This is a genomic window from Enterococcus sp. HY326 (assembly GCF_026157065.1).
Classification (GTDB): domain Bacteria; phylum Bacillota; class Bacilli; order Lactobacillales; family Enterococcaceae; genus HY326.
Genome location: NZ_JANLGQ010000002.1, coordinates 307,463 through 319,763 on the forward strand (window position 1 = coordinate 307,463; position 12,301 = coordinate 319,763).

Here is a 12,301-nt window from a genome sequence, read left to right on the forward strand (position 1 = left end):
GAGCAGATGATCTCAAGCGACGGGATCAGAGGCTATAACGATGTGATTATCTTATCCATTTTAAAAGCCGGCGAATCCTACGGTTATGGTATTTCAAAAGCCATTCGGGAAGTAACAGAAGGAAAATATATTATCAAAGAGACGACTTTGTATTCGGCCTTTAACCGTTTGGAAAAAAACGGGTATATTGAATCGTTTCCCGGGGCAGTAACCCATGGAAAAAAACGCACCTATTATCGAATTACCGATTTGGGAAAAACTTTTTTGACAGAAAAAGAAGCTGAGTGGCAGCTGACAAAAGCAGTTGTTGATTTATTTATTTAGGAGGACAGGAAAATGAAAACTATTCGGGATTACTTGGAGAGCCTATTTTTAGGAGTGCCTGAAAGTCTGGAAAAAGAACAACTAAAAGCTGATTTAATGGCGAACATGGAAGACCGCTACGAAGAATTAATTAGTGAAGGCAAAGGCGAGCATGAAGCAATTGGCATCACCATTACTGAATTTGGGTCAATTGATGAATTACTAGCTGATTTAGAAATTTTAAAAGATGGGCATCAACAAGAGGAACCAGCAGCTGACAATCGGCAGGATGCAATTTCCCATGAAGAAGCCTTTGCGTTTTTAGAAATATATCGCCGTTCTGCTTTAAAAATTGGCTTAGGTGTTTTACTAATCCTGTTGAGTGTTAGTCAGCTGATTTTACTTAGTGAGATGTATGTCGAATATGTTGGTCTTTTTCTATTTTTCATTTTAATTGGCTGTGGTGTGGGCTTGTTTATTGTGGCGGGGATGGCTATCACAAATGTCTCCAAATCTTTAGACGATCGGCCAATCCCTAGAAATGTCGCCCAAGAAGTTTCGACGATTAAAAATAATTACCGTCGTTCCTTTGCAGCCAGTATTACAATTGGCGTGCTGATTATTATTTTTTCGGTGGGCCTACTTTTTATCGGTGAAATGCTGGGAGGCGACAGTCTCGGAGTTAGTATGATGCTCTTTGGTATTGGTTTTGGAGTCACCCTGCTAGTCTATGGCGGCATGGTGCAAGGGAGTTTTGAGAAATTAACCAGTGAACGGATTTTTGTAGCAGATGAAGATCAGCCGGGACCTAGAGCCCGCCAAGCAAAAAATCTGCCCCCCTTCATCGTCTTTTTAAATGGAATTTACTGGCCGATTGTGGTCGCTATCTTCTTAATCGGCGGCTTTATCTTCCATGCCTGGAGTATTTCTTGGATTGTTTTTCCAATCGCTGGTGTCCTTTATGGTAGCATTCAAGCCGCTGTTGAAAGGTAAGCTTTCTTTAACGATTCATTTATAAAACTGATTTGCCACTTTCATTTAAGAAATTTTTCTTGGAAATAGCTAGGAGAATTTCTTGAATTGAAAGGTGTAAATCAGTTTTTTTATTTGTAAAAATAAAAATTGTAGCGAGTAAAGGACATCATCGCAAACAATTGCCAACAAAAGTGATTTTCTCAGCTAATCCGCTATAAAAATGCTATAATGTTTCTTGTGAAAAGTACAAGTTTTGGAGGAATTATGAATCAGCAAGTGTTATCCAAACGTTTAGCTAGCGTCGGTGAATATGTTTTAGAAAATGCCCGACTAGCCGACATCGGTTCCGACCATGCCTATCTGCCGGTCGCTTTAGTGCTGCAGGGGAAAATAAATTTTGCAATTGCCGGTGAAGTTGTTAAAGGGCCCTTTGAATCGGCGCAAAAACAAGTCGCAAAAAATGGCTTGCAAAAAAATATTCAAGTTCGCTTAGCAGATGGTCTAGCGGCCGTAGAAAAGACTGATCAGATTACCGCTGTCACAATTTGTGGCATGGGAGGCAGTCTGATTCGAGATATCTTAGCAGCGGGTGTCCAACAAGAAAAATTAAACGGCACTGAACGGCTCATTTTGCAACCGAATATTGGCGAAAATATTTTACGCGGTTGGTTAAAAGAGCATGAGTATCAAATTGTCGCTGAAACAATTTTAGAGGAAAATCATAAAACCTATGAAATAATTGTCGCCGAAAAATCAGCGACAGCAGTTTCGTATTCACCAGCGGAAATTTTACTTGGTCCTTTTTTGAGCCAAGAAAAAAATCCCGTTTTTGTTAAGAAATGGCAGCGGGAGTTAAGCAATCGGCAACGGATTCTTAAACAGCTAAAGGCAGCTACCAGCGCCACACCAGAAAAAATTGCCCAGTTTCAAGCAGAAATTGAACTAATTAAAACAGCGTTAAAAAATCAATAAGCGCAACTACCCGCAAGCTTTATGAAATTGCAGGTAAGCTGTTCCACAAATTATCTAAGTAAAGGAGTTAATCATGGTAAAAGCACAAACCGTTATTCAGCGTTTTGAAGAATTTTGTCCGCAATGGCTCTCAATGGAAGACGATATCTCTGGGTTACAGGTGGGAAGTTTGGACAAGGAAATAAAAAATGTCATGGTGACCTTAGACATTCGTCCCCAAGTGGTGGCTGAGGCGATTGAAAAAAAAGTTGACTTGATTATCACCAAACATGCGCCTTTGTTTCGACCGGTTCAGATGATAACCGATCAAGATGTGCAGACAAAAATGGCGATGGATTTAATTCGTCATGATATTGCGGTCTATGTCGCCCATACGAATATGGATATTGTTGATGGTGGCTTAAATGATTGGTTTATGGAAGCTTTAGCTGTACCTGTGACGGGTTATCTTTCTGAAACCCATCGTTTTCCGATGATGAAACTGGCGGTTTTTGTTCCAACAGAAGAGGCCAAAGCGTTGCGGGAGGTTTTAGGTAAAGCGGGAGCAGGTGTTCAGGGAAATTATCAGCATACTAGCTTTTCAACAACTGGCACTGGTCGTTTTATTCCGGTGAAAGGCGCCCAGCCGGCAATTGGCAAAATTGATGAAGCCACTACAGTGCAGGAAACTAAAATTGAAGTGATTTTTCCTGAACCTTTGAAGGAAAAAATTGTGAAGGCGATGGTAGCGGCCCATCCTTATGAAGAGGTCGCCTATGATCTTTATGAACTAAAAAATGCTCCGCAAACATTTGGTATCGGGCGGATTGGTGAATTGCCAACCGCCATTTCGATCGATGACTTTATCGAGCGCAGCAAAAAAGCGTTTGGTTTAGCTGAAATCAAAGTGGTGTTTCCGACTAAGACGAAACAACTGATCAAAAAAATTGCGATTTGCGGTGGCAGCGGCGGCAATTTTTATAAAGATGCCTTACGCTTAGGAGCTGACGTCTATATCACCGGGGATGTCTATTATCATACGGCCCACGACATGCAAAGTGCCGGGCTAACGGTCTTAGACCCTGGGCATTACATTGAAACGTTATGCAAAGAAAAAATTGTCGCTTTATTAAAGAGCTGGCAAATAGAAAATAACTGGGAGCTGGAGGCTTTTCCTTCAGCTGTCAGTACAAATCCTTTTACTTATCGCTAAACAGAATGGAGATTATGAAAATGTACGAAAATTTATTACCAAGATTTTTACGTTATGTCAAAACTGAAACCCGCTCGAATCCTGAGAGCACTACGACTCCTTCAACGCAAACGCAGGTGGCCTTTGCTCAAACTTTAAAACAAGAATTAATTGACTTAGGCATGTCGGATGTCTTTTATAATGAAAAAAATGGTTTTGTGATGGCAACCTTGCCTAGCAATACCGAGAAAGAGGTTCGTTCTATCGGCTTTATTGCCCATATGGACACGGCTGATTTCAATGCCGAAAATGTCAATCCGCAAATTGTCGAAAATTACGATGGTCAGTCAGTCATTAATTTAGATAAGGCCGGCCGCTACACTTTAAATATTGAAGACTTTCCCAATTTAAAAAATTATGCCGGTCAAACCTTGATTACAACAGATGGCTCGACTTTATTAGGCGCTGATGACAAATCGGGGATTGCTGAAATTATGACAGCGATGGAAATTTTGCTTAACAATCCTGACATCAAACACGGCTTAATTAAAGTTGCCTTTGGTCCTGATGAAGAAATCGGTGTCGGTGCAGATAAATTTGATGTCGAACAATTTGCGGTTGATTTTGCCTATACGATGGATGGCGGCCCAGTTGGTGAATTGGAATATGAAACTTTTTCAGCAGCTCAAGCCAATATCACAATTCACGGAAAAAATGTCCATCCTGGAACGGCTAAAAATACCATGATTAGTGCTTTGCAATTGGCGATTGATTTTCAAAATAGCTTGCCTCAAGACGAAGTACCGGAAAAAACTGACGGCTATCAAGGCTTTTTCCATCTGATGGCTTTAAGCGGTAATGTTGAAGAAGCGAAGATGAGTTACATCATTCGTGACCATGACCACGACAAATTTTTAGCCCGCAAACAAATGATTACCGACATCCAGAATAAATTAAACAGTCGCTTTAATGAAGAGCGGGTCATTGTGGACATGTACGATCAGTATTACAATATGAAGGAAATCATTGAAAAAGATATGAGCATTGTGGAGCTGGCTAAAAATGCGATGCTTGAATTGGCAATTGAGCCGATTATCGAACCTGTGCGGGGCGGGACAGATGGCTCTAAAATTTCTTATATGGGAATTCCAACGCCTAATATTTTTGCTGGTGGTGAAAATATGCACGGACGCTTTGAATTTGTATCTTTACAGGCGATGGAAAAAGCTGTTGATGTCATTGTCAAAATCGCAGAAAATAACGCAAAATAATTTTTAACAGGTCTGGGCATAAGTTTTTTACAGTCGGGATTTCTAAAACAGTTTTGGAAGAAAAACTAGAAAAAGAGATTCTGCAGCTAACTTATGACTCAGATTTTATTTTATAAAGAGGGTGAAAATAATGCGGATTATGGTTTTTTATAATCAGAGTTCTGGCAGTGATCAAGCGTTGAAAATTGCGGAGAAGTTCGCCCATTACACAAAAGAGCATCATCCCCAGCAGAAGGTCTTTCTACAGGAAATCTCCAAGGACATAAAGCCGGCAGACTATCCAAAAAAAGCTGAGTCTAAAGAGATTGACACCTTGGTTTTTATCGGCGGAGATGGCACGATTCGTCATATGGTGCAGGATTTTTCAAGCACCATTGACAAATACAATATCGGGATTATTCCCGGTGGAACGGTTAATAATTTTGCCCGTTCCTTGGAGTTGCCGGTCAATGCTGAAGCGGCTTTTCCGATTATTTTTGAAGGGCATCAACGCCTTTGTGATTACGGCGTGGTCAATCAAGACGTGATGGTTTCTAGTATGACTGTGGGGATTTTAGCGGACACCGCTGCCTCAATTTCTCAAAAAGATAAGCAAAAGTATGGTAAACTTATTTTTGTCAGAAATTTTATCAAAATGGTGTTGAAAAAGAAACGTTATCATTTTGATATTGAGACAGACCAAAAGTCTTGGCAGGAATCTTGTCAGCTTTTAGCGGTCACGATGACCAACTCAATTGGCGGCTTCACCCATTTTGACAGTACAGCTCGGGTAGATGATGGTCTTTTTCATGTGACGATTTTGCCACGGCTGCATATTTGGCGCTATCTTTTTTATCTGCCGAAAATTCTCAGCGGCCGCATTTATCAGCTGCCGGATGTCCAGTATTTTCATACCAGCACTTTAAAATTGTCAGGAATGAAAAAAGCGCAGGCTCGGATTGATGGCGACCCGGCTGATTATTTACCGTTAACTATGAAAGTCGAAACGAAAAAATTACAAATCTTTGTTCCAGAGTAGGTGACTAGTTGGTTGTATATGGTTATTTAGTGAGTGTCAATGTGCTGTTGTTTTTATTGATGGGACTTGATAAGCAGAAGGCGCGAAAGCATCAGTGGCGGGTTCCCGAAAAAACTTTATTAGCTTTAGGAATCATCGGAGCCGGTTTTGGCGGATTGATTGGTCAACAGGTGTTTCATCATAAAACCCGCAAGCCCAAATTCTATGCTGCATTTTTTATTGGTGTGATGGTGGCACTTGTTCTTATTTATATGTTTGATAAATCGTTGGGAGTTTAACATGCAAAAAAATTCTAAAAATCGTTTGATCATGAATATTGCCTTTTTGGTGGTTATTTTCGTGCTCATTATTGTCGTCGGAGAAAATTCCTTTAAAGATATCTTTGAACAGTTGGCTTCCACTAGTTTATTGACGCTGTTCATTGTAGTGTTGCTGGGATTTTTATATCAGCTTTTAGAAGGCAAGGTGGTTCAGCTCATTGCTGATCCCTTCTGTGAAGAATTTTCGCAAAAGAATGGCTTCTTTTTATCTGGATCGGTGGCTTTTTATCGGGTGATTACTCTAGGCGCCGGCACTCTCGTATCTGAGGTCCAATATTATCGGGAAAAAGGCATGAAAATGTCTCAGGGAATTGGCGTAACTGTACTACACATGATGATGTATAAACTAGCTGTTTTAACCTATGCCGTTTTTGGTTTAGTGTTGCAATTTAGCAGGCTATGGCATGAACGCCCACAATATATTGCATTAGTACTCTTTGGAATTGTCGTCACGGCAATTATTGTCATAGCCTTGGCGTTGCTTGCCTCGAGCATCAATTTACAAGTCGGTGTGATGCTTTTTTGTAACAAGGTCTTTAAGAGTCGAAAAATTCGCGATTGGATTGACAATTTGAACCTGCAAATTTTTTCTCTGCGGGAAACTTTTCAAACGATTGTCCAAGATAGAACTAAAATTTTGCGAATTTATTATTGGAGCTTATTCAAATTATTTTTCTGGTATTTAATTCCTTATGCGATTTTATTTCAACTGCATCCTAGTTTGAACTTTTTAACCTCGCTATCTTTTATCTCGATGGTGGTGGTGACGGCTGGGGTAATTCCGACACCAGCCGGCGTAGGTTCATTTGAATTTATTTACCTGTTGCTTTTTAGACCATTAGTCGGTGAGGTTGACACACTTTCTTCGCTGCTGTTGTATCGTTTTTCAACCTATGTCTTGCCATTTTTAATTGGACTAGTCTATGTGCTATTGAAAAAAAGACGACAAATTTCCAGTGAATTACGGGAAGTTCGCAAAGAAAAAAATAATAGCTAAATCAAAATCAAAAAATAGTTCCTGCGGGAAATTATTTTTTGATTTTTTATATTTTCAAGAGTTATTTTTTGACCTTTACTGACCAATTGTGTATAATTATTGTCAGAGAAATGAAAAAGATTTTGATTTCTCACTAAACAAGAGAAGATCGTTAACTAGAAAAAAATAGTTAAACGGGAGGTACTTATATGAATCCAGAAAAAATGACTAGCACCTTACAAGAGGCGATTGCTGAAGCGCAACAAGTGGCTGTTACCCGTCGCCATCAAGAAATTGACATTGCCCATCTATGGAAAATCTTTTTGCAACCCAATCACTTTGGGCGTAACTTTTATACGGATGCCGGCTTAGATGTCGATGCTTTTGAAAGAGAAGTTGACCGAGCTTTGGATGAATATCCGACAGTTGCTGGCGGTAATGTTCAGTACGGTCAAAATATGAGCCAAAATTTATTCAGCTTATTAAATGAAGCGGACCAATTAAAAAATAGTTTTGGCGATGAATTTCTTTCAACCGAAATTGTGATTTTAGCTCTAATGAAGTTGAAAAATTATCGCTTAACAGTCTATTTGAAAAAACAAGGTATTACTGAAAAAGAACTGCGCAAAAACATTGAAGATATGCGGGGTGGCGACAAAGTCACCTCAAAAAATCAAGAGGAACAATATCAAGCATTGGAAAAATACGGTGTTGACTTGGTCCAACAAGTCAAAAGCGGCAAGATGGACCCGATTATCGGACGGGATGAAGAAATTCGCGATGTCATTCGGATTTTAACCCGTAAAACTAAAAATAATCCGGTTTTAATCGGTGAACCTGGTGTCGGTAAAACAGCCATCATTGAAGGCTTGGCCCAACGGATTGTCCGCAAAGATGTTCCAGAAAATTTAAAGGACAAAACTATTTTTTCTTTAGATATGGGCTCTTTGATTGCCGGTGCTAAGTTCCGTGGTGAATTTGAAGAACGCTTAAAATCTGTTCTCGCCGAAGTCAAAAAAAGCGATGGTCGCATTATTCTTTTTATCGATGAAATTCACAATATTGTCGGTGCTGGCAAAGCAGAAGGCAGTATGGATGCCGGTAATTTATTAAAACCGATGTTGGCTCGTGGAGAACTTCATACGATTGGGGCCACGACTTTAGATGAATACCGTCAATACATGGAAAAAGATAAAGCCCTCGAACGCCGTTTCCAAAAAGTTTTAGTTAAAGAGCCGACTGTTGAAGATACTATTAGTATTTTACGGGGCTTAAAGGAACGCTTTGAAATCCATCATGGCGTCAATATCCATGATAATGCATTAGTCGCGGCGGCAACCTTATCCGACCGCTACATCACAGATCGTTTTTTACCAGATAAAGCGATTGATTTAGTCGATGAAGCCAGTGCCACTATTCGGGTTGAAATGAATTCCATGCCAACCGAATTGGACCAAGTGACCCGACGCCTAATGCAATTGGAAATTGAAGAAGCTGCATTGAAAAAAGAATCAGACGATGCATCTAAAAAACGGTTAGGTAATCTGCAAGAGGAATTGGCTGATTTAAGAGAAGAAGCCAATGCCATGAAATTGCAGTGGGAAACTGAAAAAGAAGAAGTTAATTCAGTGTCGAATAAACGGGCTGAAATTGATAAAGCCCGCCACGAACTGGAAGATGCTGAAAACAATTATGATTTAGAACGGGCGGCTGTCTTGCGCCATGGCACTATTCCTGAATTGGAAAAAGAGTTGAAGGCTTTGGAAGCTAAAAATGAAGCCAGCAATTTACGGATGGTTCAAGAGTCTGTCACTGAAAATGAAATCGCCGAGGTGGTTGGCCGTTTGACCGGCATTCCGGTGACAAAATTAGTCGAAGGCGAACGGGAAAAATTGATGAAGCTCAATGATACGCTCCATCAAAGAGTCATTGGACAAGACGAAGCTGTCACAGCTGTCAGTGATGCTGTTTTACGGTCACGGGCCGGCTTACAGGACCCGAACCGGCCTTTAGGATCATTTTTATTCTTAGGACCAACGGGTGTTGGGAAAACCGAATTGGCAAAAGCTTTGGCTGAAAATTTATTTGATTCAGAAGATCATATGGTGCGCATTGATATGAGTGAGTACATGGAAAAACATTCCGTCTCACGACTTGTTGGAGCGCCTCCAGGTTATATCGGTTTTGAAGAAGGCGGTCAGCTGACGGAAGCCGTGCGCCGCAATCCTTATACGATTGTCCTTTTGGATGAAATTGAAAAAGCTCATCCAGATGTCTTTAATATTTTGCTGCAAGTCTTAGACGACGGCCGTTTAACCGACTCAAAAGGCCGCGTAGTTGATTTTAAAAATACGGTGATGATTATGACCAGCAATATCGGTTCGCAGCTGTTATTAGAAGGTGTGACCGAAGACGGTAGCATTCCAGAAACTGTCGAGGATGCGGTGATGACCATGCTGAAGGGACACTTCAAACCCGAATTTTTAAATCGGATTGACGACACTATTTTATTCACACCATTGAGTTTAGATAATGTGAAGGGGATTGTTGTGAAAATTGTTGAACAATTGGCCCGTCGCTTAGAACATCAAGAAATTTATTTAACCATTTCTGATGAAGCTAAAACGTGGATTGCTGACAACGCCTATGAGCCGGCTTTTGGTGCCCGACCTTTACGTCGCTTCATCACAAAAGAAGTGGAAACACCTTTGGCAAAAGAAATTATTGCCGGTCGCGTCCTACCAAAAACTAAAGTGACGATTAGCTTACTAGCCGATCAATTGGTTTTTGAAAACGAAGCAGTGGTGGAAGAAGTTGTAGAAGCTTAAGCTTAATTAAAGGTGAAGCCTAACAAAATTGATAATTACAAAAACGAAAACGCATCTGAAGAGGCAGTGATTGACTGCCTTCTCAGATGCGTTTTTTTGTTCAGTGAGTGAAGCCTTGTTTTTTAATTTCAGTTTTTTCGTGAAAGACTAAATGGGCCTTCTGCAAATCAGCGATAGCATCTTTAAAGTCCTGCATAAATTCATGGGCCATATTCATGCCAAAATCGGCCCGCACGACAATCCGTTGAATCACTGTTTGATCTAACCCTTTTGGCAGAGGATAAGTCGGCACCTGCCAGCCCTTCATTAATAGGCGGTCGGATAAATCGTAAAGCGTCCATTCCCGAGCATCATCTGGCATCAAGTTATAACAAACTAATGGTAATTGGCTGCCATCGTTGATAATTTTAAAATCGGCTAATTGGCTGATTTCTTTACTTAAAAAGATGGCGACATCATGGGTGTGCTGCTGAATTTCTTGGTAGCCAGCAAAACCTAGGCGGACAAAATTATAATATTGTCCGATAACCTGCGATGCGCTGTGGGAAAAATTAATCGACATCGTGGGAATTTCACCACCGAGATAGCTGACTTTAAAAATTAATTCCTCTGGTAGATATTGTTGATCCCGCCATAAGACCCAGCCAACGCCTGGATAAACTAGTCCGTACTTGTGACCAGAAGCGTTGATGGAAACGACATTTTTTAAACGGAAATCCCAAACCAAATCTTTTTCAACAAATGGGGCATAAAATCCGCCAGAGGCAGCATCGACATGGATGGAAAGTGTTCTGTGATGTTCTTGATTGTATGTTTCAACGAGACTGTCTAAAGTCTTTAAGTCATCATATTGACCGGTATAGGTTATACCCATGATGCCGACAATGCCGATGGTGTAATCATCGACATAATCCATCACTGTCTCCATGTTCAAAGACAGATGTTGTGAATCAATCGGTACCGCCCGCAGCTCAATGTCCCAATAGACACAAAATTTTTCCCAGCAGACTTGATAGCCAGCGGAAATCACTAGATTCGGTCGTTTTCGATAAATATCCAAACCGTTTTCGGCGGCTTCTTTGCGCCAGCGGAATTTTAAGGCCATCCCCGCTAACATACAAGCTTCTGATGAACCAATCGTCGAGGTCCCGATAAATTTTTCACTTTGATTGACCTGCCAAAGCTCGGCAATCATATTGACACATCGATTTTCTAATTCAGCAGTGCGGGGGTATTCTGATTTATCAATTAAGTTTTTGTCTAGCGTTTCACTCATCAAAGCAACCGCTTCTGGTTCCATATAGGTTTGGCAAAAGGTCGCCAAATTTAAGCGGGAATTGCCTTCATCTAATAATTCATCCTTGACTAAACGATAGGCCGCCTGCGAATCCAAACCCGTGTCGGCTAATTTATATTTAGGCAAATCATGATTTTCGGCGGCTTCTGCAAAAATCGGCTCTAAAAAATCCGCTTCTTCACGATTGTCTTTTCCATAAAGCATTGGCATAATCATTCCTCCAATTTCTGATTTTCTTTTATTATACCTGTTTTCACTTTTTTCTTCCGCTTTGAAACGGATTGCTACGGTCTTTTTTTGATTGGGAGTATAATTTTAAGAGAGGTGAAGGACATGAAAATTTTGACAGATGTTATGTATGATGAAAAAAATCAATTGAAGATGGATATTTACCAACCAGAAAAAAGCAATGGAGCCGTACTGATTGATATTCACGGCGGTGGCTGGTTCCAAGGAGATAAAACGAAGGATCAAGATTGGGCGCAAATTTGGGCAGATCAAGGGTATCTCGTGTTAGTGCCGAATTATCGGCTTGCTCCGGAATTTTTATATCCGACAGCCTTAGATGATGTGAAAAATGTTTACCATTGGTTAAAGAAAAGTGATTATTTAGAAAAGCAAAAGATTGGCGTGTATGGTTCTTCCGCTGGTGGTAATTTGGCAATTGAATTGTCCTTAGCATTTGGTTTACCGGCTGTTTCTTTATCAGGCATTATCCAGATAGAAGATTGGCTAGCAGCTCATCAAGACGTGACACCACAACCCAAAGCGGCGCAAGTTAACAATCCCAATCTTGCTAGTAATTTAATCGACCAAGACGGTGGCGATGATCGCTTTTATAAATGGTTTGTTTTAAATTATGCCGGTAATCAAGCGGAAAAAATTAAAGATATGTCGCCGCTTAATCGTGTTTCTGCAACAGCCGGTCCAATGTTTATTGCCAACTCATTGAATGAATTGGTGCCAAATGAAGGCGTCTGGCTCTTAGAAGCCGCCTTAGCAGAAGTTGGCGTACCCGTCATGACTAAATTCATTACCGGCTCGGCTCATGCAAAAGGCTATTTAACAGAGGCGCAACCTTATGTGGAATTATTCTTCAAACAATATTTACTCAAAAACTAAATAAAAAAACTCAAGTCACTTATCTTTTCAGGAAGCTTTTTGTAAAAG

At 40.5% G+C, this 12,301-nt stretch carries 11 protein-coding genes; 10 read left to right on the forward strand and 1 reads right to left on the reverse strand.

The features are described 5' to 3' along the window. Positions 1–6 precede the first annotated feature (6 nt). The 9 genes from ORH16_RS06130 (at position 7) to clpB (ending at position 9,834) form a co-directional block, all read left to right on the forward strand. Positions 7–324, forward strand: a complete 318-nt coding sequence (locus ORH16_RS06130) for a PadR family transcriptional regulator (protein ID WP_265457170.1) — start codon at positions 7–9, stop codon at positions 322–324. A gap of 12 nt (positions 325–336) precedes the next feature. Then, complete coding sequence (locus ORH16_RS06135) at positions 337–1,296, forward strand: permease prefix domain 1-containing protein (RefSeq protein WP_265457172.1); 960 nt, start codon at positions 337–339, stop codon at positions 1,294–1,296. A gap of 246 nt (positions 1,297–1,542) precedes the next feature. Continuing rightward, positions 1,543–2,250: a tRNA (adenine(22)-N(1))-methyltransferase gene (locus ORH16_RS06140; protein ID WP_265457174.1), complete on the forward strand. Its 708-nt coding sequence runs from the start codon at positions 1,543–1,545 to the stop codon at positions 2,248–2,250. A 73-nt stretch (positions 2,251–2,323) separates the two neighbouring features. Continuing rightward, entirely contained in the window at positions 2,324–3,442 is a 1,119-nt protein-coding gene (locus ORH16_RS06145) for a Nif3-like dinuclear metal center hexameric protein (RefSeq protein ID WP_265457176.1), read from the forward strand. A gap of 20 nt (positions 3,443–3,462) precedes the next feature. Then, positions 3,463–4,692, forward strand: a complete 1,230-nt coding sequence (pepT, locus tag ORH16_RS06150; RefSeq protein WP_265457178.1) for a peptidase T — start codon at positions 3,463–3,465, stop codon at positions 4,690–4,692. A 130-nt stretch (positions 4,693–4,822) separates the two neighbouring features. Then, entirely contained in the window at positions 4,823–5,710 is an 888-nt protein-coding gene (locus ORH16_RS06155) for a diacylglycerol/lipid kinase family protein (protein ID WP_265457179.1), read from the forward strand. Between the two features lie 8 nt (positions 5,711–5,718). Beyond that, on the forward strand, positions 5,719–5,988 hold the full coding sequence (locus tag ORH16_RS06160; protein WP_265457181.1) for a DUF1294 domain-containing protein: 270 nt from the start codon (positions 5,719–5,721) through the stop codon (positions 5,986–5,988). Between the two features lies 1 nt (position 5,989). Next, a complete protein-coding gene (locus ORH16_RS06165) occupies positions 5,990–7,027 on the forward strand; it encodes a lysylphosphatidylglycerol synthase transmembrane domain-containing protein (RefSeq protein ID WP_265457183.1) in 1,038 nt (345 codons plus the stop codon). 188 nt (positions 7,028–7,215) lie between these two features. Further along, positions 7,216–9,834, forward strand: a complete 2,619-nt coding sequence (gene clpB, locus ORH16_RS06170) for an ATP-dependent chaperone ClpB (RefSeq protein WP_265457185.1) — start codon at positions 7,216–7,218, stop codon at positions 9,832–9,834. 100 nt (positions 9,835–9,934) lie between these two features. On the opposite strand, the gene ORH16_RS06175 is transcribed toward clpB, so the two are convergent. Next, complete coding sequence (locus tag ORH16_RS06175; RefSeq protein ID WP_265457771.1) at positions 9,935–11,335, reverse strand: glutamate decarboxylase; 1,401 nt, start codon at positions 11,333–11,335, stop codon at positions 9,935–9,937. A gap of 129 nt (positions 11,336–11,464) precedes the next feature. On the opposite strand from ORH16_RS06175, the gene ORH16_RS06180 reads away from it, so the two are divergent. Beyond that, positions 11,465–12,253, forward strand: a complete 789-nt coding sequence (locus ORH16_RS06180) for an alpha/beta hydrolase (protein ID WP_265457187.1) — start codon at positions 11,465–11,467, stop codon at positions 12,251–12,253. The last annotated feature ends 48 nt before the right edge of the window (positions 12,254–12,301 follow it).